The sequence below is a fragment of the Amycolatopsis sp. WAC 04197 genome (genome assembly GCF_003947475.1).
Classification (GTDB): domain Bacteria; phylum Actinomycetota; class Actinomycetes; order Mycobacteriales; family Pseudonocardiaceae; genus Amycolatopsis; species Amycolatopsis japonica.
On sequence record NZ_QHJK01000005.1, the window covers coordinates 276,416 to 295,676 of the forward strand.

At 68.8% G+C, this 19,261-nt stretch carries 21 protein-coding genes; 6 read left to right on the top strand and 15 right to left on the bottom strand.

Annotation, left to right across the window (positions count from 1 at the left end):
• Nucleotides 1–2 precede the first annotated feature (2 nt).
• Genes DMC64_RS21890 through DMC64_RS21910 form a run of 5 tightly spaced genes read right to left on the bottom strand, consistent with a single transcriptional unit; the run spans nucleotide 3 to nucleotide 5,604 of the window.
• Nucleotides 3–407 (bottom strand): hypothetical protein, encoded by a 405-nt coding sequence (locus DMC64_RS21890; RefSeq protein WP_125735039.1) that lies wholly within the window; start codon nucleotides 405–407, stop codon nucleotides 3–5.
• 20 nt (nucleotides 408–427) lie between these two features.
• Complete coding sequence (locus tag DMC64_RS21895) at nucleotides 428–3,382, bottom strand: WXG100 family type VII secretion target (RefSeq protein WP_125735040.1); 2,955 nt, start codon at nucleotides 3,380–3,382, stop codon at nucleotides 428–430.
• The gene (locus DMC64_RS21900; protein WP_125735041.1) at nucleotides 3,382–3,693 is read right to left on the bottom strand and encodes a hypothetical protein; all 312 of its coding nucleotides are present in this window, start codon (nucleotides 3,691–3,693) and stop codon (nucleotides 3,382–3,384) included. The genes DMC64_RS21895 and DMC64_RS21900 overlap by 1 nt, the downstream gene beginning before the upstream one ends.
• A 5-nt stretch (nucleotides 3,694–3,698) precedes the next feature.
• Nucleotides 3,699–3,962 carry an acyl carrier protein gene (locus tag DMC64_RS21905; protein WP_037345229.1) on the bottom strand — a complete coding sequence of 88 codons (264 nt, stop codon included), beginning with the start codon at nucleotides 3,960–3,962 and terminating at the stop codon, nucleotides 3,699–3,701.
• The gene (locus DMC64_RS21910; RefSeq protein WP_125735042.1) at nucleotides 3,955–5,604 is read right to left on the bottom strand and encodes a fatty acyl-AMP ligase; all 1,650 of its coding nucleotides are present in this window, start codon (nucleotides 5,602–5,604) and stop codon (nucleotides 3,955–3,957) included. The genes DMC64_RS21905 and DMC64_RS21910 overlap by 8 nt, the downstream gene beginning before the upstream one ends.
• A 196-nt stretch (nucleotides 5,605–5,800) precedes the next feature.
• On the opposite strand from DMC64_RS21910, the gene DMC64_RS21915 reads away from it, so the two are divergent.
• Nucleotides 5,801–6,925, top strand: coding sequence for a S1 family peptidase (locus tag DMC64_RS21915; RefSeq protein WP_125735043.1), 1,125 nt, complete (start codon nucleotides 5,801–5,803; stop codon nucleotides 6,923–6,925).
• Between the two features lie 70 nt (nucleotides 6,926–6,995).
• Here the strand turns inward: DMC64_RS21915 and DMC64_RS21920 are convergent, their stop codons facing one another.
• From DMC64_RS21920 to DMC64_RS21935, 4 genes are all read right to left on the bottom strand, one after another.
• Nucleotides 6,996–7,706: a hypothetical protein gene (locus DMC64_RS21920; protein ID WP_125735044.1), complete on the bottom strand. Its 711-nt coding sequence runs from the start codon at nucleotides 7,704–7,706 to the stop codon at nucleotides 6,996–6,998.
• Between the two features lie 22 nt (nucleotides 7,707–7,728).
• Nucleotides 7,729–8,100 carry a hypothetical protein gene (locus tag DMC64_RS21925; RefSeq protein ID WP_037345225.1) on the bottom strand — a complete coding sequence of 124 codons (372 nt, stop codon included), beginning with the start codon at nucleotides 8,098–8,100 and terminating at the stop codon, nucleotides 7,729–7,731.
• A 25-nt stretch (nucleotides 8,101–8,125) separates the two neighbouring features.
• A complete protein-coding gene (locus DMC64_RS21930) occupies nucleotides 8,126–8,494 on the bottom strand; it encodes a roadblock/LC7 domain-containing protein (protein ID WP_073848829.1) in 369 nt (122 codons plus the stop codon).
• Nucleotides 8,495–8,727: 233 nt separating this feature from the next.
• Complete coding sequence (locus DMC64_RS21935; protein ID WP_125735045.1) at nucleotides 8,728–9,567, bottom strand: helix-turn-helix transcriptional regulator; 840 nt, start codon at nucleotides 9,565–9,567, stop codon at nucleotides 8,728–8,730.
• A 117-nt stretch (nucleotides 9,568–9,684) separates the two neighbouring features.
• Here DMC64_RS21935 and DMC64_RS21940 point away from each other — a divergent pair, with 117 nt between their 5' ends.
• A complete protein-coding gene (locus DMC64_RS21940; RefSeq protein ID WP_125735046.1) occupies nucleotides 9,685–10,743 on the top strand; it encodes an aldo/keto reductase in 1,059 nt (352 codons plus the stop codon).
• A gap of 28 nt (nucleotides 10,744–10,771) precedes the next feature.
• Here DMC64_RS21940 and DMC64_RS21945 read toward each other — a convergent pair whose 3' ends face one another.
• Nucleotides 10,772–11,398, bottom strand: a complete 627-nt coding sequence (locus DMC64_RS21945) for a response regulator transcription factor (RefSeq protein ID WP_037345210.1) — start codon at nucleotides 11,396–11,398, stop codon at nucleotides 10,772–10,774.
• Nucleotides 11,395–12,564 (bottom strand): sensor histidine kinase, encoded by a 1,170-nt coding sequence (locus DMC64_RS21950; protein WP_125735047.1) that lies wholly within the window; start codon nucleotides 12,562–12,564, stop codon nucleotides 11,395–11,397. The genes DMC64_RS21945 and DMC64_RS21950 overlap by 4 nt, the downstream gene beginning before the upstream one ends.
• A 186-nt stretch (nucleotides 12,565–12,750) precedes the next feature.
• Between DMC64_RS21950 and DMC64_RS21955 the strand changes: the two genes are divergently transcribed.
• The 4 genes from DMC64_RS21955 to sigJ all read left to right on the top strand — a co-directional run bounded on the left by DMC64_RS21955 (nucleotide 12,751) and on the right by sigJ (nucleotide 15,928).
• A complete protein-coding gene (locus DMC64_RS21955) occupies nucleotides 12,751–13,302 on the top strand; it encodes a heme-binding protein (RefSeq protein WP_037345206.1) in 552 nt (183 codons plus the stop codon).
• Nucleotides 13,303–13,451: 149 nt separating this feature from the next.
• The gene (locus DMC64_RS21960; protein WP_125735048.1) at nucleotides 13,452–14,027 is read left to right on the top strand and encodes an ankyrin repeat domain-containing protein; all 576 of its coding nucleotides are present in this window, start codon (nucleotides 13,452–13,454) and stop codon (nucleotides 14,025–14,027) included.
• 85 nt (nucleotides 14,028–14,112) lie between these two features.
• Nucleotides 14,113–14,931 (top strand): RNA ligase family protein, encoded by an 819-nt coding sequence (locus tag DMC64_RS21965; protein ID WP_233629759.1) that lies wholly within the window; start codon nucleotides 14,113–14,115, stop codon nucleotides 14,929–14,931.
• A gap of 85 nt (nucleotides 14,932–15,016) precedes the next feature.
• Nucleotides 15,017–15,928: an RNA polymerase sigma factor SigJ gene (sigJ, locus tag DMC64_RS21970; RefSeq protein ID WP_125735049.1), complete on the top strand. Its 912-nt coding sequence runs from the start codon at nucleotides 15,017–15,019 to the stop codon at nucleotides 15,926–15,928.
• Between the two features lie 3 nt (nucleotides 15,929–15,931).
• Here sigJ and DMC64_RS21975 read toward each other — a convergent pair whose 3' ends face one another.
• From DMC64_RS21975 to DMC64_RS21990, 4 genes are all read right to left on the bottom strand, one after another.
• Nucleotides 15,932–16,366 (bottom strand): ester cyclase, encoded by a 435-nt coding sequence (locus tag DMC64_RS21975; RefSeq protein ID WP_125735050.1) that lies wholly within the window; start codon nucleotides 16,364–16,366, stop codon nucleotides 15,932–15,934.
• Nucleotides 16,363–16,833, bottom strand: a complete 471-nt coding sequence (locus tag DMC64_RS21980; RefSeq protein ID WP_125735051.1) for a carboxymuconolactone decarboxylase family protein — start codon at nucleotides 16,831–16,833, stop codon at nucleotides 16,363–16,365. Before DMC64_RS21980 ends, DMC64_RS21975 begins: the two co-directional genes overlap by 4 nt.
• Before the next feature lie 84 nt (nucleotides 16,834–16,917).
• Nucleotides 16,918–17,970: a zinc-binding dehydrogenase gene (locus DMC64_RS21985; RefSeq protein WP_125735052.1), complete on the bottom strand. Its 1,053-nt coding sequence runs from the start codon at nucleotides 17,968–17,970 to the stop codon at nucleotides 16,918–16,920.
• A gap of 8 nt (nucleotides 17,971–17,978) precedes the next feature.
• On the bottom strand, nucleotides 17,979–19,190 hold the full coding sequence (locus tag DMC64_RS21990) for an MFS transporter (protein ID WP_125735053.1): 1,212 nt from the start codon (nucleotides 19,188–19,190) through the stop codon (nucleotides 17,979–17,981).
• Between the last annotated feature and the right edge of the window lie 71 nt (nucleotides 19,191–19,261).

The following is a 19,261-nucleotide window of genomic DNA, read 5'->3' on the forward strand; positions in this document are numbered from 1 at the left end:
GATCAGTCGCGCCAACGGTTGTTGAGGAAGGCGTCGTCCTCGTCGTCGGCCGGTGCCGGGCGGGCGCGAGGAGCACGCCGGGGCGTGTCCCGTCCGGTGGGGACGGGAGGCGGCGGCTCCGAGCCGAACGGAGCCGCCATGTCCACGGAGTCGTCTTCGAACGCCGACGTGTTCCCCGGCTGCGCGTGCGACCGGTCGGTGCTCCAACCGGATTTCGTCTTGCGCTGCCCCAATTCCCGCCGGTGCTCGACGTACCGCTGGGCGGTCTGGACCTGTTTGGTCATGAACTCCTGCGAGCTGGCCTTGATCTCGTCGGCCCGCTGATCCCGCAGTGCCCGGCGCTCCGACTGCTCGCGGACGAGACCGTCCAGGGTCGCCCTCATGGCGGCGGTGTCCTCGGCGCTCATCTGTTCTCCCCTGCCCCGGCTCACCGCTTGCGGGTGACCGACTGATCCTCATCGTCCAGCAACGACCCGGTGATCCGGCCGGTGGGTTCGTTGATCTGGTCGAACACCTCGCCCTCGATCCGGTACGCGCGGTTGGTCCGTTCCTGGTCGCCGCCGCCCTGGCCGCCCGCTCCGCCGGCACCCATGCCACCCATCGGGGGCATCGCGCCGCCACCGAACGACTGGCCCGCCGTGCCGCTCATCGGAGCGGACGGGGCACCCGCGGCCACATGCTGCGGCTGCTGTGCCCCACCACCGGTGTGCACGCCCTCGGTCAGCGGCTGACCGGCCGCGGGGCTGGCGGATTCGAAGGGCATGGACGGCACTGACGGCGCGGAAGCACCACCTCCGCCGAAACCACCACCGCCGCCACCGGAACCGCCGATGTCGCCCCCGCGGATCCCGTCGGGGACTGTCCCGCCGCCACCCTCATGCGGGGTGAACGCCGGCTTGGCGTCGGGCTGCACCGTCCCGGTGACGGGAGTCGCCGGATGCGATGCCTTGTCCGTGGCGGGTTTGTCCTCGCCGAGGGTGTACGTGGTCGGCTTGCCGGTGCCGTCGTCGACGGTGACGACCGTCGGCCCGGACGGGCCGTCGGGACGCTCGGCGGTGATCTTCACATCGCCGTCCTGGATGTGGATCTTGCCGTCCGGCCCCGGACGGTGGACGCCGTCCTTGTCCGGCTTCCCGTCGTCCGAGCCGGGAGCGGAGCCCAGCTTGGAGTCGTCGCCGTCGCCGGTCCAGTCGAGCTTGAAGTCCTTGGCGGGCCCGGAACCGTCCCCGATCTTGATCTCCATCTCGCCGTCTTTGTCCGGCTCGGTCATCTCGAAGGTCTTGTCGCCCTGCTTGACCTTGAGAGTCTCGCGTTCGCCGTCCTCGGCCTTGTCGCCGTCCTCACCGGGTTTGTCACTGGCCAGCTTGTCGCCGCCTTCACCGGGCAACTCCTCGCCGAGCTTGTCCAGGGCTTCCGAAGCCTTCTTCTTCGCCTCGTCCGCGGACTTCTCGGCATCCTTCGAGTCGCCGTCCTTGGAATCGCCGTCGCCCATGCCGCCAGGGGCGTCACCCAGCTTGTTCAGCGCTTCGGAGGCCTGCTTCTTCGCGTCTTCAGTGGCCTTCTCGGCCGCTGCCTTGGCGTCGGCCGCGGCGTCCGTGTTGCCACTGCCGCCGGGACCACCGCCGGTACCTCCGCCGCCCGGACCGGAGCCGGAGCCGCCGAGGTCGCCACCGGTCGGGCCGTCACCGAGTTTGCCCAGCGCCTCGGAAGCCTGCTTCTTCGCGTTCTCGGCGGCCGCCGCTGCCTGCTTCTTCGCCTCTTCTGCGGCGGCCTTCTGCTCGTCGCCGTTCGACGGCGGCGGTGCCGAGCCCGATGGCGACGTCTGGTCCTTCTTCTCGTCCGGCCCACCACCGGTGCCGCCGCCCGGTCCACCGCCAGGCGATCCTCCGCCCTCGGGGATGTTCACGTCCGGGATCGGCGGGGGCTTCTGCGCCGCCGGGCCGGTTCCACCGCCGGGGCCGGAACCACCCGATCCGGGGCCACCGCCGGTGCCACCCTCGGGGCCGCCGCCCGGCCCACCACCGGTGCCGCCGGTGAAGTCCGGGCCCTGGCCCGAACCGCCGGGGCCACCGCCAGGTCCGCCACCGGTGCCGCCGGTTCCCGAACCGCCGGGCCCGCCACCGGTGCCACCCTGGCCACCGGTGAAGTCCGGGCCCTGGCCACCGGGCCCGCCGCCCGTGCCGCCGGGTCCGCCCGCGCCGCCGGCGCCGCCCTTGTCACCCGCGCCTTCGAACTCGTTCTTGACCTTGCCCATCACCTTGTCGAGTTCGTCGTAGGCCTGGTCGACGAACTCCTTGGTGTCCTTGCAGGACTTGGCGAAACCCTCGTAGATGATGGTCCACATCTCGGGGATGAACTGCCGCTGGATCCACTGCTTGGCGAGATTCTGGCCCGCCTTCTTGAACTCGTCGTCGTCGCAGCAGCCGTCGTTGTTCAACTGCTGGACCAGGTTGGAGCCGAAGTTGACGTCCATCCAGCCCGCGATCGCGCCGAGGTCCTCCTTGCCGCTCTTCTCTCCGGCGGCGATGGCGACGACCTTCTGCGCCATCGGGAAGTCCGCTTTGCCGACGATCTCCTTGTAGAGATCGATGACCGTGTCGGCCTTTCCCTTGCACAGCTTGAACACCGCCGCGCTGGTGTGCAACGTCGCTTCGCTCGCGTTGTCCAGCGTTTGGGCGAGCTTCTTGGCCTTGGGGAGGATCTTCTCGTTGTAGTTGTCCGAGGAGGCGTCCGCCGCATCGCCGGTCCACGTCCCGTAGAGGGTGTTCAGCTGGGAACCGGTGTCGTCGATGGTCTTCTGGACCGTCTTCGAGCCGGTCTTGAAATGGGCGGCGTCGTCGACGAAGTTCTTGAAGTTGATACCGCGCTGCTCGTCGAACGGCTTCTTGATGTCCTTCTCGAAGTCGAGCGCGCGGGTGGTGCCCCGGCAGTCTTCCGGGAGCTTTCCCAGCAGGGAGCCGAAGGTTTCGAAGACCTTGAGCGCGGGCGCGGCGGCGTCGAAGATCTCGTCCGACGTCTTGGTCCCCGCACCCTCGGCGGTGGGTTCCTTGGTGGCGTCGAGTTTCTTGTTGCCCTCGTCGACCGCCTTCGACTCCGCCTTCCGGTTGAAGCTGGCCTGATCGCCCGCGCCCTTCGCGCTGTTGTAGACCTTGTCGAGGTCGTCGTCGTAGGGCAGGAACGGAAGGGCGTTGTAGGACGCCGCGTACTTCTCGGCTTCCTTGCGCTTCTGCTTGATCTCCTCCGGCTCCTGGTCCGCCGTCCACGGCGGGGGCGCCGGATGCGTCCGCATCCACGAGCCGATGAGCTTGGTCTTCTGCTCGGCGGGAACGGCCGGGTCGTCGAGGACGGCCTTGACGTCGGTCCAGGTGGTTTCGGTGGCCACTAGCGCATCCCCGTCTTGGTGATCTTGTTCCTCTGTTCGTCCTCGTTGGTGCCGTACGCGGTACCCGCGGTGCCGAGGTTCGTGCCGAACGAGCCGAGTGTGGTGCTGTACCCCTGGACCGACGCCCACAACGCCGCCACCCCGTCGGTGTACTTCTTCGCGTGGTCGCCGTGCGCCTGGCCGAAACCGGCCGCGTTCACCGGAGTGCTCGACAGATCCGGGTTGTCTTCGAGCAACTGCTCCGTCAGCTTTCCGATGTTCTTCGACGCCGATGAAAGCGCATCGGTCGCCGCGGTGAAGCCCCCGCTCATTCTTTTCAGCGCCTTTCGTCGGATCCGTCGGCTTTACCGCCGAGTGCCTCTTCGAGCACTTCGGCCACCGACCCGATGTCGGTGAACCGGTCGAGCTGGTCCAGATCGATCCTCACGTCGTGGTAGATCTCCAGCGCCGACAGGAGTTTTATCCGTCCCTTGGAGTCGATACCCAGCTCTTCGAGCGGCGCGTCGGACTCGATTTCGGCGGGATCAAGCCGAAAAGTCTCACTGACGACCTTCACGACCTCCGCGCGGTGATCACCCACGGGGCCGACTATAACGCGCCCTCGCCGCGGCCCGCGCGACCTTGCCACTGGAAGTGCGCGGAAGGTCACCGGAGGGAACCAGACGGACAGATCGCAGCGTCAGATCATGTTCCCGTGAAACGGCGCGCAATACCACTCTCGTCACCTCTTTGACATCCGCGTCGGCGTTCTTTGCCCATTCGGCTACCAACATCGCCCCTTCGCCCCTTTCGTCCGAGACGGCGAATGCGGCGACGCGGTCTCGGCGGATCGCCGGATGCGCCTCCCCCGCGACGGCTTCGATGTCCTGCGGGTGGAAGTTGCGGCCGTCGATGACGATGAGATCCTTGAGCCTGCCGGTGATGTAGAGCTCCCCGCGGTGGAACACGCCGAGGTCACCGGTGCGCAGCCAACCGCCGACGCCGTCGAGTTCGCCTCCGAACGCGGCGGCGTCACCACGGCCCCAGTATCCCGACGCGACATTCGGTCCGTGGATCCAGATCTCCCCCACGAGGCCGTCGGGTCGCGCCACGCCGTCGCCGACGATCCGGACCCGCTGGCCGAGCGGGCGCCCGACCGAGACGAGTTCCTGGCCGTCCGGAATCTCGATCGCTTGGCCCTGTGCCAGGGCTTCTCTGTCGAACTTCGCGCTCCGCGGCCCTTCGGCGCCCGCGCTCGCGACGTACACAGTGGCCTCGGCCAGACCGTAAGACGGACGGTGCGCTTCGGCGCGGAATCCGCGCGGACCGAAGGCCTCCAGGAACCGCGCGACCGTCCGCGGCTGCACCGGTTCGGCGCCGTTGAGCGCGACCCGAACACCGGAGAGATCGAGGTCTTCCCCTGCTTCTTCGGCGGCTTCGACGGCCAGGTCGAACGCGAAGTTCGGCGCGGCGGTGAACACGGCCGGGTGATCGGCGAGCTGCCGCAGCCAGCGCACGGGGCGATGCACGAATTCGGCGGGCGACATGAACACCGATCGCGCTCCCGCGTAAACCGGCAGGCACAACAGCTGGATCAGGCCCATGTCATGGAAGAACGGGATCCATCCGGCACAGGTCGTGCCCTCGTCGACGGCGTACGCCCGGCTCGCCTGCCAGCAGGCGGCGGCCACCGCCCGGTGCGGGATCACGGCACCGGCGGGCTCGCGGGTCGATCCGGAGGTGTACTGCAGATATGCGGGGCTTTCCGGCGCGACGGGGACCGGATCGATCCCCGGCCCGGAGAGTTCGTCCACCACGATCAGGTGATCCGGCTCGCCGGCTTCGCGCACTTTCGCGACGGCTGCCGAAGACGTCAGCCAAACCCTTGCGCCGCAGTCCGCCAGCACCCCGGTGAGCCTGCCGCGCTGGGAAGCGCTGCCCGGCGCCATCAACGGCACGGCCACCAGACCGGCGGCGAGGGCGCCGAAGAAGGCCAAGGGGTAATTCAGGTCCTGGCCGGTGAGCACGGCGACGCGATCACCCGGCCGTGTGACCAGGCGCAGTGCGCCCGCGACCACTCGCACCCGGGAGACGAACTCCGTCCAGGTGACCGTGCTGTCCACACCGGCACCGTGGTCCTGGTGCGTGAACAGCGGCCGCGGGTCGGCCTCACGAGCGAACAGCCGCTCGACGATCGAGGTGCGCAGCACCTGCTCCGGCACATCCTCCGGCGACGCGGTCATGTCCCGCAACGTACTGGAACCGCCGCGAGAGCGCGCGGAGGGCCTATCGGCAAACCGTCCTAAGTAGACGTTCAACGGCGGCGTTCGCTCTTGGGAATTCCGGACAGAAGACCGGACATTCCTCGCTCTTTCGCCGGTCACGGCCCCACACTCGGCGGGCAGTGTGTTTCTTTCCCCCAGCCTTGGAGGAGTAACCATGCGTCGAAGAATCGCCCTGGCACTCGGCGGCGCCGCCGTCCTGACCGCGAGTCTCACTTCCGCCGCCCTCGCCCCGGTCGCGCAGGCTTCCCCCGGAATGCTCGCCGCGATGCAGCGTGATCTGGGGCTCACCGCCACACAGGCATCGACCCGGCTCACCCAGGAAATGACCGCCTCGCGGGTGCTGCCCGCCGCGCAGCGGGCCGCCGGCGCGGCGTTCGGCGGCGCCTGGTTCGATCCGGCGCGCGGCACTCTCGTCGTCGGGGTGACCGATCCCGCGGCGGCGGCCGCGGTCCGGGAGGCAGGCGCCGAACCCACCGCGGTCGCGATCAGCGCGGCCCGGCTCGACGCGGCCAAGGCCGAAATCGACATGTCGGCCAAGACCCGGCCGGCCCCCGCCGCCGTCAGCGGCTGGCGCGCGGACCCGCGCAGCGGCAGCGTCGTGGTCGCGCTGCGGCCGGGCGCGCAAGGCGCCGACGTCAACGACTTCCTGGCCAGGGCAAGGAAATCGGGTCCAGTCACGGTGGTCACCGCACCCAAGGCCGAACCGTTCGCGGCCGGTACCGTCGGCGGCGACCCGTACTACATCAACGGGAACACCCGCTGTTCGATCGGGTTCAGCGTCCACGGCGGATTCGTCAGCGCCGGTCACTGCGGCGGCACCGGCAGCCCGGTCGTCGGCTGGGACGGCTCGGCGATGGGCAGTTTCGCCGGTTCTTCCTTCCCCGGCAACGATTACGCGTTCATCCGGATCGGCAACGGCTGGTGGACGGCGCCGGTCGTCCTCGGCTGGGGCACCGTGAGCGACGCGCTCGTCCGCGGTTCGTGGGTCGCGCCTGTCGGCACTTCGGTGTGCCGGTCCGGTTCGACGACGCACTGGCACTGCGGCACCGTGCTGGGGCACAACGAGACGGTCAACTACTCGCAGGGCGCCGTCCACCAGATGACCCGCACGAACGTCTGCGCCGAACCCGGCGACTCCGGCGGTTCCTTCATCACCGGCGACCAGGCGCAGGGCGTCACCTCCGGCGGCTGGGGCAACTGCGGTTCCGGAGGTGAGACCTGGTTCCAGCCGGTGAACGAGATCCTGCAGAACTACGGTCTTTCGCTCGTCACCGCCTGACGCATGCCGTGAAGGCCTCCTTGCCTACCCTGAAGGTAGGTAAGGAGGCCTTCACGGACACGCGAGCGGCCTAGCGCCAGTGCCTCGGCGGAAGTTCCAGCTCGACTCCCATGATCGTCGCGGTCGGCCTGCGGCGAAGCCACCGGCCCGCGCTCGTGACATCGATCAGGTCGGCGGTGAAGGCCTTGCGCTGCGCGGGTGTCACCGCGTGCCAGCGCATCTTGAACGCCGGACGGACCGGCGCGATGAACGGCCGGACCGGCTCGTGGGCGCGAGCGAACACGGCCTCGAAGTCCCGGATGGGCACGTACACCAGTTCCAGATCGATCAGTGGCTCCGGTCCCCCGGCCCGATGACGGCACCGCGCGAGGATCCGGGCGAACTCGTCCACCGCGAGCCGGACGGCGCCGGGAACCTGGTTCTGCCAGTGGCCGAGGAACGGCGCGTTGATCGCCCCCGCCGTCAGCTCGTCCGGCAGCACGATCACCGCCCGGACCGCGGTTCCGGCGAGCTCCACGTGCAGCCGGGTCCACCTGCCGTCGGTGTCGAGGAAGAACCGCGGTGGTGGTATCCCGCCACCCTGCCGGATCCGTTCCTTCACCGCGACGAACGGATGGTCCGATGGTTCGGCGTCCAGGGCCTCACGGCCGTCCGGAAGGACGAACACGAACTCAAGCCGGTCGCCGGCGAGCTTCAACCCCGCCGGGAACAACGAGCCGAGAACGCCGATGAGCGCCGAGCCGGCGACGAGTGCGTGGTGACTGGACGCGACTCCGGTCATCGCCGGCTTCCCCCGTTCGTCTTCAGACCTGCAACTCCGTCTCGACGCGCTTGAGATAGTGCCGGGCCAGCGCGAGATTCGCCTGGTCCCGGTCCAGCACCAGGTACAGGAAGAGAGAGCTCCTGGCGTTCACGGAATCCAGCAGCCGGATCAGATGATATTGGCGGTGCAACGTGATGAGGATGTCCTCGATGCTGTCGTTGAGCGACAACGCGGACATGACCCGCATCTTCGACCTGACGACATCGGTGTTGCCCGCCGCCGCGACCTCCAGATTGAGCCAATCACCTCCCCCGCTGGTGCCGAGCGACATCCCGCTGTCGTAATCGACCAGCGCGACACCGACCGCCCCGGCGATCGACATGCATTCCTTGAGCGCGTTTTCGATGTTCATCGGACTCACTTTCCTGGTTTGACGACTAAGCGGCCAGTATCGAGCTGATCCGATCGATGACCGGGCGGCATTCGAAAAGAAGGCGGCCGACATTCAGCTGCCGGTCTCCCATGATGACCATGAGCGCCATCCGGTCGATGGCGTAAACGGCCATGTAGCCGTCACTGCTGAACACGACGGTCTGCCGCAGCGTGCCCTTGCCCGTCACTTCGGCCGCCTGGCGCGCGATCCCGAGATTCGCGGCGGCGAGCGCGGAAACCTCCGCGGGGTCGATGTTCTTCGCCGCGTCGGCGACGATCGGTATTCCGTCGACAGCGGCTATCACCGTGTCGGTCACCCCGGCGACATTGTCCCGCAGGGTCCGCAATTCGGCGATCAGTGCGTCGAAATCCACGACTCATACTCTCTGTTTCCGAAGGCCCATCACTGAATGACACGAGGCAATGATCACTCGTTGGAGGTTTCTCGACCGCGATGGACCGTACCACCGAAATCAGCCGTCACCTATGCGTCGAACCGACGTCCTATGCGCATCACGCGATCGGCTCATACACTTTCCGTGTACGCACCAGGTCATGGGTTTCTTCGTACCGCCGGCACCGGAAATCGACGCGGTACGCGAATTGCCTACCGCCGGGGAAGGGCGAACAACCGGCCCAGTGCCGAGCGGCTTTCTTCGGTCGTGGCGCGGTAGATCACCAAGCGCTGGTCCTGATCCTCGAGCGGGATGAGCACTTCGTAGTCCAGTTCGACCACACCGGCCTCGGGATGCCGCATCGCCTTGCGCCCGCGGACGTTGACCTTGACGTCGCGTTCTGCCCACAGTCGCGCGAATTCCTCGTCGGCGGTGAATTCGGTGATCAGCTCGGTCAGTGCCTGGTCGTCCGGATGCGCGGCCCAGGCTGCGCGCAGATGGGCGATGCCCTCCCGCACGACACGTTCACGATCCGCATAGAACTCGCGGATCTCGGGGTGTTTGAGGCACAACCACATCGCGTTCCGCTGCGACGGCGGCAGGGTGTCGAAGTCCACCAGCAGCCTCGCCATCTCGTCGTTCCAGACCAGGATGTCGTAGCGGTGGTTCATCAGCATGGCGGGCAGCGGCGAAAGATCCGCGACGAGCCGGGCCAGCGACGGTGCCGCGGTGGTGGCGGGCTTGCCGGCGTTGCGGGGACGCTGCCGGGCCAGATCGAAGAGGTAGGCGCGTTCGTCCGGAGCCAAGCGCAGCGCCTTGGCCAGCGCCTCCACGACCTCGGCCGACGGCCGCAGCCCACGGGCCTGTTCCAGCCGCACGATGTAGTCGACGCTGACCGCCGCCAGTTCGGCGACCTCTTCGCGGCGCAGCCCCGGGGTCCGCCGGGACCGACGGCGCGACGGCAGGCCGAATTCCTCCGGGTCCAGGCGTTCACGCCGGGTCCGCAGGAACGCGGCCAGCTCCTGTGTCGTGTCCACGGTGGAGGTCGTCATGTCCGGTCCAACAGGCAGGGTAGGACCCCTGTTCCCAGGAAGTGTTCTCCCTTATCCCCCGCTCGCGGCGGTCGCAGACTCGTCTACGGCAACGGAACACGAGCACAGGAGGACCCGATGTCGCTCACCCTCGACACCTATCGGCTGCTGGGCCGGTCCGGGCTGCGGGTTTCCCCGCTGGCGCTGGGCGCGGCCACCTTCGGCACGGACTGGGGCTGGGGCGCCGAGCAGGACGAGGCACGCAAGCTGTTCGACCGCTACGTCGAACGCGGCGGCAACTTCATCGACACCGCCAACACCTACACGAACGGCAGCTCCGAGCGGCTGCTGGGCGAATTCGCCCGCGACCGCCGCGAAAGCCTCGTCCTGGCGACGAAGTACACGACTCTGCGCCGCCCCGGCGACCCGAATTCCGGCGGCGGCCAGCGCAAGAGCCTGTTCGCGTCGGTGGAAGCCAGCCTGCGGCAACTGGACACGGACTACCTCGATCTGCTTTACCTGCACCTGTGGGATTTCACGACGCCGGTCGAGGAGATCCTGCGCGGGATGGACGATTTGGTCCGGCAGGGCAAGGTCCTCTACGTGGGGATCTCCAACACCCCGGCCTGGGAGGTGTCTCGGATGCAGGCGATCGCCGACCTGCGCGGCTGGTCGCCACTGATCGCGCTGCAGATCGAGTACAACCTGATCGAGCGCACCGGGGAACGTGACCTGATCCCCATGGCCCGCGAGATGGGACTGGGCGTGGTCCCGTGGTCGCCGCTGGCCGGCGGCGTGCTCACCGGGAAGTACAGCCGAGCCGATCTGTCCGCGACGCCGTCCGAAGACGGCACCCGCAAGGACTTCAACCTCGCCTTGGGCACACTCACCGAGCGCAACTTCGCCATCGTGGACGTCGTGAAGGAGGTCGCCGCGGAACTCGGCCACACCCCCGCCCAGGTCGGTCTGGCCTGGACCCTGCGGAACCCGGGCGTGACGGCACCGATCATCGGCGCCCGCACCACCGAGCAGCTGGAGGACAACCTCGGCGCGCTGGAGGTCGAGTTCACCGACTCGCACCTGGCCCGCCTCGGCGAGGCCTCCGCGATCGAACTCGGCTTCCCGCACGACATCCTCGCCAGGGACTCGATCCTCGCGCTGACCCGTGGCGACATGACGATCGAACCGCGCCGCTGAACCTCGTGGGGTCCGGCAGGCACCGCCTTCAGTTGCGGATGATCCTCCGTTCCGTGGCGACGGCGACCGCACCGGCACGGCTGTCGACACCGAGTTTGTCGTAGATGTGGACGAGGTGTGTTTTCACCGTGGCTTCGGAGATGAACAGGCGCGCGGCGATCTGCCGGTTGATCAACCCTTCCGCCACCAATTGCACGATCTCGGTCTCACGAGGGCTCAGCGCGGGCGCCGGAGCCCGCATGTGCCCGAACAGCCGGGCCGCGACCTGCGGCGCCAACGCGGTCTCTCCACGCGCGGCCGCGTGGATGCCCTTGAAGAGGTCCTCGGGCGGTCCCGCCTTGAGCAGGTAACCGGTGGCGCCGGCGGCCACCGCCCTGGTGATGTCCAGTTCGGCGTCGTAGGTGGTGAGCACCAGCACCTTCGGCGGATCCGGCAGGGCGGTCAGACGTTCGGTGGCGCTCACGCCGTCCGGACCGTCGCCGAGCTGCAGGTCCATCAGCACGACGTCCGGCTTCTGGGCGGTCGCGAAGCGCACGGCCTCTTCGGCGCTCGCGCATTCGCCGATCACCTCGAAGCCGGGCTCACCGGCCAGCAACGCGGCGATACCGGCCCGCACGACCGGATGGTCGTCGACGATCAGCACCCGGACGGTCATCGAACCTCCCTGGTGGGCACGGCGACGGCGAGCGCGGTGCCCTCTCCCGGCGCGCTCTCGACGACCATCTCACCACCGAGTTCGGCGACCCGCTCACCGATCATCCGCAACCCGTTCCCCCGCAAGCCGCTCGCGCGAGTCGAAGCCGGGGTGAAACCGACGCCGTCGTCACGAATGTCGAGGACGACCTTGTCGGCCAGATAGGTCAGTGTGACGGCGGCCTTCGTCGCCCTGGCGTGCTCGCTGACGTTCGCCAGCGCGCTCTGCGCGACCCGGAGCAGACATGCCTCCACTTCGGGTTCCAGGGGATACGGATCCCCGCTGGTCTCGAAGCGCACCGGATGCGTGGCGGCGAACGTGACCTGCTCGGCGAGCGCGCTCAGGGTCTCGCCGAGGTCGGTGCTCTCCAGCCGCGGCGATCCGAGGCCTTTGACGAACCGGCGGGCTTCGTCGAGGTTGTCCCCCGCCGCGTCGACGGCGCGGGACACGTGGGCTTTGGCCAGTTCCGGATCGGTGTCCCACGACCGCTGCGCCGCCTGCAGGAGCATCCGCAGACTCGACAGCCCCTGCGCGAGGACGTCATGGATCTCTCGCGCCAGCCGTTCCCGTTCCTCCACCATCCCGGCCACGCGCTGGCTCTCGGCGAGGTCGATCCTGGTGCGCAGGAGCTCCCCGACGGTCTGACCCAGTTCGTGCCGGTCCCGGTCGAGTTGCAGGAACGTCATCGTGGCCATCAGCGCGACCGCGATGGGCGCGAGCACGATACTCGGATCGAACCCGTCCGCGATCCTCAGCTGGGCGAGGATGGTCGCGACGGTCAGGAGCACGACCACCGCGATCATCATCCGCGGGCGCAGCATCTGCAGGCAGACGAAGAACAACGGCACGGCGCACCAGGCGAAACTCGGCGCGGCCACCACCAGTGCCAGCCAGACCGCGATCACCGCCGTCAGCCACACCGGACGCCACCGGTCGAGCGCCTCCCAGCTCAGCACGCCCGCCACGTAGACCAGCGCGAGCGCGCCGGTGAGCACGAGGATCAACGGGGTGGCACCGCTCAATCCGTGCCCCGCGACGAACCGTGCCACGGACGCGGCGAGCAGCAGGAAGAACCCGGCGTGCATCGCGGCGTTCAGCCCTGTGGTCTCGCCCAGATGCGGTTTCATTCCGGCCCTCCCTTCCTCGCCGATGATCGTATGCGGGGAGGCGGGGTGCTCCGCATCAATCGTTCGGTTGATGCCCGCACCGACCGCTCGGCGCCCGATCGATATCCGCTCTCCCGATTCGCCCCGGCCCGCCAGGCGGGAAAGTCGAGGGAGAACGAAACACCCCCTCACCGCAAAGGAAATCCGATGAACGCCAAGCTCCCCCGCACTCGTCTCGTCCTGGGCATGACGGCCGGCCTCGCGACCGTCGCGCTGGCCACCGGCGTGGGCGCGGCGCAGGCACAGCAGGACCGCAAACCGCAGCCGCCCGCCGCCGCGCAGGCCGTCGTGCAGACCAGCGTGCTCGGCGTCGACGCCGCCACCCGCGCCGCGCAGGCCGCGCTGGACGCCGCCGAGAAGGAGGGCCAGCGGGTCACCGTCGCCGTGATCGACCGGTCGGGCGACGTCCGCGTCCTGCTCAAGGGCGATGGCGCCGGGCCGCAGACGGAGGAGTCCGCCAAGCGGAAGGCCTTCACCGCGGTCTCCTTCGGACAGCCGACCTCCGCACTGGCCAAGAACGCCCAGGGCGACGGTCCGACCATCCGCGACATCCCGGGCACGCTCTTCCTCGGCGGCGGTGTGCCGGTCGCCGCGAACGGCGGCCCGATCGCCGGGATCGGTGTCGGCGGCGCGCCCAGCGGCGACCTCGACGAGAAGTTCGCCGCGGCGGGCCTGCGCGCCATCGGGGAACTTCGCTGATGATCGGTGAGCGGGCGATCGTGGCCCTGCTCACCGCCCTCGTGCTCGGTGCCTGCTCCCCGCAGGCACCGAGCGCACCACCCCCGGCGGCACCGAGCACCACCACCACGCCACCCGCGTCGTCCCAGCCGCCCCGTCAAGGAGTCCCTGTGAGCCAACTCTTCGAAGCCGACGCGAACCGGGTCCGGCAGGCCGTCGACGACGGTGCCGACCTGGAGACCCGTGACGATCGCGGCCGGACCCCGTTGCTCGTCGCCGTCACCGAGAACCGGCTCGACGTCGCCGAGATCCTCGTCAAGGCGGGCGCCGACCCGAACGCGCTCGACGGCCGACACGACACACCGTGGCTGGTCACGGGGGTCACCGGAAGCGTCCCGATGGCGAAGCTGCTGCTCGGAGCCAAGCCGGATCTCACCATCACCAACCGGTACGGCGGGGTCTCGTTGATCCCCGCCTCCGAACGCGGGCACGCCGAGTACGTGCGGCTGGTGGCGGGCAGCGGGATCGACGTCGACCACGTGAACGACCTCGGCTGGACCGCGTTGCTGGAAGCGGTCATCCTCGGCGACGGCGGGCCGCGCCATCAGGAGGTGGTCCGGGCACTCGTCGCCGCAGGTGCCGATGTGAACCTTGCCGACAAGCAGGGCGTCACTCCCCTCGCCCACGCCCGGACCAAGGGCCAGACGGCCGTCGCCCGGATCCTCGAGGAAGCCGGGGCGCACTGACTCCGGCGGAAGAGAGCTCTGAGCTGGCGATTATTTTCTGTTATGCCAATTGACACAAGGCTCTGCGGCTGGCTACGGTTCAGCCGTGGAGCAGGCACGAGGACGGGGCAGGCCGCGCAAGGACCCGGCGGCACTGGCCCGATGGACGCCTCCTGAAGGGTGGTCACGGCTGGTCGCGTGGATCTCCCCTGAAGAAAAGAAGGCACTGAAGCACGTGGCCGTCGAAGCCGACGTTTCCGTGGCGGAGCTGATACGGGCGCTCGCCGGCGGGCTGACCGCCGGCGTCATCACTCCTGAAGAACTCATCGGGCACGTCGTGAAAGGCAAGACAGTCATGGAGAAGATCCCCACGCTTTTCGAGCGCGACGAGCGCTTCCACGTCATCGACAAGCCTCGCGCCGAGTGCGCCTGGGTATTCGACGGCGCCGGAGTGGGAACCGAGAAACTCGACGGCACCAACGTCCGGCTGACCGTGCGCTCGGGACAGCTGGTCCGGGTCGAGCGGCGCCGCAACCCGAGCAAGGCGCAGAAGCAGCAGGGCATCGTGGACGGCTGGTACGTGGACACCGACAGCGAATCCGCCGACGACAAGTGGATCCTCGCGGCGGCCGGGAACACCGACGTGTCCGGCTGGCCGGACGGGGAGCATCCGAGCGAGGCGCTGGGCCCTCGTATCCAGGGCAATCCCCTCGGGCTGGAAGAGCACCGGTGCGTCCCGTTCGATCTCCAGGCACCGGCGTTGCCCGAAGTGCCGCGCAGCTACCACGAACTGCGGGAATTCCTCGACACGCTGGAAAGCCGGTTTTCCCCCGGGCACGTGGCCGAGGGCGTCGTGTTCCACCATCCCGACGGCCGCCGGGCCAAGATCAAGCGCAAGGACTTCCCCCGCGCGGTGACGGCCTAGCCCGCCGCCGCCGGAGGTGACCTCACATCCGGCGGCGGTGTCTCGTCGTACCCGGGACACCACACGCGACCAAGGGGCGAAACCCATGAACGAACCGACGCTCGATCCGGGACTCAAGGCGATCGTGAGTGAGCGGCGCCAGCTGATCGGGCTCGCGTATCGCCTGATCGGCTCCCTGTCCGAGGCCGAGGACGTGGTGCAGGAGACCTACACCCGTTGGTACGCCTTGTCCTCCGCGCAGCGGGAAGCGATCGAGTCCCCGGGAGCCTGGCTGACGACGGTCGCCAGCCGGATCTGCCTGGACCTCCTCGGGTCGGCACGCGCGCGGAGGGAACGCTATGTCGGAGAGTGGCTTCCCGAACCGCTGCCGGGACATGTCGAGTGGACGACCGGGCGGCCGCCCGCCGTCGACCCGGCCGACCGGATCACCCTCGACGAGTCGATCAACATGGCGTTCCTCGTCGTGCTCGAATCGCTGACCCCGGCCGAGCGGGTCGCGTTCGTCCTGCACGACGTGTTCCGTTACGCCTTCGCCGAGGTCGCGGAGATCGTCGGCCGCAGCCCGGCCGCCTGCCGCCAGCTGGCGTCCTCCGCACGACGTCGTATTCGTGCGACGCAGGTCGCGCCTGCCCCGGTCGCCCGGCAGGCCGATCTCGTCAGGGAATTCAAGAAGGCTTGGGAGGCCCAGGACATCCAAGCGCTCATCGGTCTCCTCGATCCCGATGTGAAGGCGGCCAGCGACGGTGGCGGGGTTGTCAGGGCGGCTTTGCATCCGTTCGAAGGAAGCGAAGAGGTCGCTTCCTATCTCATGACGTTGGCGCGGTGGACGTCCGGCCTCGATCTGGTGGAGCGGGACGTCAACGGCCTGCCCGGACTCGTGCTCCAGCAGGCAGGACAGACCGTCGCCGTCTTCGCGTTCCACGTCGCCGGGGACCGCATCCAGCACATCTGGGGGATGCGGAATCCGGAGAAGCTCCGGCCCTGGGCCGGAGCCTGACCGCTACGCCGCGAGGGCGCCGAGTTGCCGTAGCTGGGTGAGGACGTCCACCACACCCCAGATCTCGGCGACCCGCCCTCCGGCGAAGCGGAGGATGAAGATCTCGTTGTAGGAAACGGTCTTCCCGGTGGCGGGCAGTCCCCGGTACTCGCCCTGATGGGTACCGGTGACGGTGTTCCGGCAGACGATCCTGTCCCCGTCGGCGAGTACGTCCTCGGCCTTGACCCGCAGGTCGGGGAAGGCGCGAAGCAGCACCGTCCACACTTGTTTCAGTGCCTGAGCTCCGGTCGTCTCCATCGGTACCGGCGCGTGGAACACCACGTCCGGCGCGACGACCTCGTCGATCGTCTTCTCGATGACGGCGAAGTCGCCGGTGTTGGTCGCTTCGTGGAAGCGGCTGAACGCCGCCCGATTGCGTGCCGTCTCGGTCATGGTCATGCGAACTGCCCCACCCGGTAGTCGCCGCCGGGGTTCTGGACGATGGCGTTCACCCGGTTGAAGGCGTTGATCAGCGAGATCACTCCCACCAGCGCGGCGAGCTGGTCCTCGTCGAAATGCTTGGCGGCGTTCGCCCACGCCTCATCGCTGACTCCGCCGCCGTCGGCCATACGGCAGGCCTGCTCGGTCACCTCCAGCGCGGCACGTTCGGCCTCGCTGAAAACCGTCGCCTCGCGCCAGACGGCGACCAGGTTGATCCGCACGTCCGTTTCGCCTGCGGCGGCGGCTTCCTTGGTGTGGATGTCCAGGCACACCGCGCAGCCGTTGATCTGGCTCGCGCGCATCCGGACCAGCTCCTGGATCGTGAGCGACAGCGGCGAGTCGGCCAGCCCCTTTCCTGCCGAGATCAGGGGCCTCATGAACTTTCCGCCGACCGGGTTGGCGAAGTAGTCGAGCCGCGCGTTCATCGCGTTCTCCTTGCGGTAGTGGATGTTTCTGCCCTACCGACGACGCGGCCGCGCGAAATGTGAGGCCGGGGGTCTCCGCCGAGGTCATCGGGGTTCTCCGAACGCGACCAGGATCTTGCCGTCGACCTGTCCGCTGGCGAGCGGTTCGAGGCCTCGGCCGACCAGATCGTCCAGCTCGATCACGGAGTGGAGCATCAGCGGCGCGAGCGTGCCTTCGGCGAGGATCTCCAATGCCGGAACCAGGTCCTCGTCGCAGACGTGGGCCACGGTCGAGTCGACGGTGACTTCGCGCAGGGTGAGCGCGAACAGATCCACGGCGGGTTTTTCCTTGGGCAGGCCGACGGCCAGCACGCGTCCGCCGGTGGCCACCATCCTCAGCGCCGTCTCGAACTGCCCGGGTGCGCCACTCGCCTCGATCACCACGTCGGCGCCCCGGCCCGCGGTGCTCTCCAAGACCGCGTCGACGACGTCCTCGCGTGCGGAGAGCGTGCGATGGGCGCCCAGCTTCGAGGCGCGTTCGAGTTTGGTCCCGGGGAGGTCGATCACGGTGACCTCCGCTTGCCTCAGATGACCGAGACCGGCCAGGACGAAGGTGCCGATCGCACCGGCGCCGATGACCACGACGGAGTCGCCGTCGCGGACTCCCGCGCGGCGGGCGGCGTGCAGGCCGACCGCCAGCGGTTGCGCCATTCCCGCCGCGTCGAGTGGGAGCCTGTCGGGAATCGGCCTCAACGTCTTGGCGGGTGCCGCGACGTACTCGGCAAGGCCGCCCGGCGCGTTCAGGCCGAGGGTGTAGTAGGCGCGGCAGATGTTGGTACGGCCAAGCGCGCAGCGGTCGCACTGTCCACACCAGACTCCGGCGCCCGCCGCGACGAGTGTGCCCCCGGGCAGCCCGGCACGGCCGTCGACGACCTCGCCGACGAACTCGTGGCCGGGGATCATCGGCCCGAGGTGACCGCTGGCCGGATGCCGCCGGTGCAGCGGCACCATCACCGGCCCGGCCGCCCACTCGGTCGCGTCGGTGCCGCAGATCCCGCTGCGCCGGACGGCGACGAGCACCTCGTCCGCGCGGGGTTCCGGAATCGGGACCCGCTCGATCCGGAGGTCGCGGTTTCCGTGGTACACGGCGGCTTTCATGGTCCCGCTCATGTACCGGCCTCGACTTCGAGCCGGTCGGCGACGGGTTCGTGGGCGCCGGTTCGCGGAAGAAGCAACGTCGCCAGCGCGGCCAGCCCGAAGAAACCGGCGCACACCAGGAGTCCTCCGCTGAAGCCGACGACTCCAGCGAGCCCTGCCAGACCGAAGGGTGCGAAGGCGGAGATACCGCGGCCGACGTTGAAGCAGAATCCCGCGCCTGTCGCACGGGCTCGCGTGGGGAACAGCTCGCCGAGATAGGAACCGAAAATGCCGAAGAAGGCGGTGAACGCGCCGAACAGCGGGCCTAGCCACAGCAGACTCGTCTGATGCGTGGTGAAGGCGTAGACGGGTAGCGTGAGCGCGACGCCGAGCAGGGTCAGGATGATCGTCCGCCGGCGGCCGACCCGGTCGGCGAGCATGCCGAAACCGTTGTATCCCAGGAACATTCCGAGGTTCAGGATCGTCACGAACAGGGCGACGTCGCCCGCGGGGAGACCGCGTTCGGCGGTGAGATAGGTCGGCAGCCAGGTCGTCGCGCCCCAATAGCCGGTGAGCGCCAGCGCGGCCATGAGCGTGCCCAGCAAGGTGGTCCGGCGCAGCGATCCGCTCAGCACGTCCCGTACGGTGACCGCGTGCTCGGTCCGCTGCACCTTGTGCGCGACCCAGTCGGCCGACTCGCGGAAGAACACCAGCACGACGAGTACGGGCACGGCCACCGCGGTTCCGGCGACGAGGAACATCAGCCGCCAGTCCGGCAGGAACTGTCCGGACACCACCGCGGCGAGTGCGCCTCCGGCGGGGAAGGCACTGATCACGAACGCGGCGGCGCGGCCCCGGTGCCGCGAAGGCCAGGTCTCGACCACGTACGCCGACACGACGCTCCACACCGCGCCGAGCCCGATCCCGGCGAGGAACCTCAGGACCAGGAACACGGCGAAGTTCGGCACGACCGCCAAAGCCGCGGTGAACACCCCGAAGATGACCAGCGACGCGATCAGCGCCTTCTTCCGGCCGAAGTTGTCCGCCACGTAGCCGCCCGCGACACTGCTGACCCCGATGCCCAGCAACGTCGCGGTCGCGAGGAGACCCGCTTGCGTCGCGGACAGGCCCATGTCGTGCCGGATCGCCGGGAGCGACAACGACAGCAGGACGATTTCCAGCGCGTCGAACAGATACGCGAGGAAACACCCGCCCAACACGATCCATCGGGTACTTCGCATCTTGCGCCTCCACAGTGAGGTTTCCGGGCAGGGGGAACCGGACGGCCACCGTGATGGGGGCCGCCGGGCGG

Excerpts from the sequence above, each read along its gene's own strand:
- DMC64_RS21890 (WP_125735039.1), bottom strand. The coding sequence starts at position 407 with ATGAGCGCCGAGGACACCGCCGCCATGAGGGCGACCCTGGACGGTCTC.
- DMC64_RS21900 (WP_125735041.1), bottom strand. The coding sequence starts at position 3,693 with ATGAGCGGGGGCTTCACCGCGGCGACCGATGCGCTTTCATCGGCGTCG.
- DMC64_RS21910 (WP_125735042.1), bottom strand. The coding sequence starts at position 5,604 with ATGACCGCGTCGCCGGAGGATGTGCCGGAGCAGGTGCTGCGCACCTCG.
- DMC64_RS21915 (WP_125735043.1), top strand. The coding sequence starts at position 5,801 with ATGCGTCGAAGAATCGCCCTGGCACTCGGCGGCGCCGCCGTCCTGACC.
- DMC64_RS21920 (WP_125735044.1), bottom strand. The coding sequence starts at position 7,706 with ATGACCGGAGTCGCGTCCAGTCACCACGCACTCGTCGCCGGCTCGGCG.
- DMC64_RS21925 (WP_037345225.1), bottom strand. The coding sequence starts at position 8,100 with ATGAACATCGAAAACGCGCTCAAGGAATGCATGTCGATCGCCGGGGCG.
- DMC64_RS21935 (WP_125735045.1), bottom strand. The coding sequence starts at position 9,567 with ATGACGACCTCCACCGTGGACACGACACAGGAGCTGGCCGCGTTCCTG.
- DMC64_RS21940 (WP_125735046.1), top strand. The coding sequence starts at position 9,685 with ATGTCGCTCACCCTCGACACCTATCGGCTGCTGGGCCGGTCCGGGCTG.
- DMC64_RS21945 (WP_037345210.1), bottom strand. The coding sequence starts at position 11,398 with ATGACCGTCCGGGTGCTGATCGTCGACGACCATCCGGTCGTGCGGGCC.
- DMC64_RS21950 (WP_125735047.1), bottom strand. The coding sequence starts at position 12,564 with ATGAAACCGCATCTGGGCGAGACCACAGGGCTGAACGCCGCGATGCAC.
- DMC64_RS21955 (WP_037345206.1), top strand. The coding sequence starts at position 12,751 with ATGAACGCCAAGCTCCCCCGCACTCGTCTCGTCCTGGGCATGACGGCC.
- sigJ (WP_125735049.1), top strand. The coding sequence starts at position 15,017 with ATGAACGAACCGACGCTCGATCCGGGACTCAAGGCGATCGTGAGTGAG.
- DMC64_RS21975 (WP_125735050.1), bottom strand. The coding sequence starts at position 16,366 with ATGACCATGACCGAGACGGCACGCAATCGGGCGGCGTTCAGCCGCTTC.
- DMC64_RS21980 (WP_125735051.1), bottom strand. The coding sequence starts at position 16,833 with ATGAACGCGCGGCTCGACTACTTCGCCAACCCGGTCGGCGGAAAGTTC.
- DMC64_RS21985 (WP_125735052.1), bottom strand. The coding sequence starts at position 17,970 with ATGAAAGCCGCCGTGTACCACGGAAACCGCGACCTCCGGATCGAGCGG.
- DMC64_RS21990 (WP_125735053.1), bottom strand. The coding sequence starts at position 19,190 with ATGCGAAGTACCCGATGGATCGTGTTGGGCGGGTGTTTCCTCGCGTAT.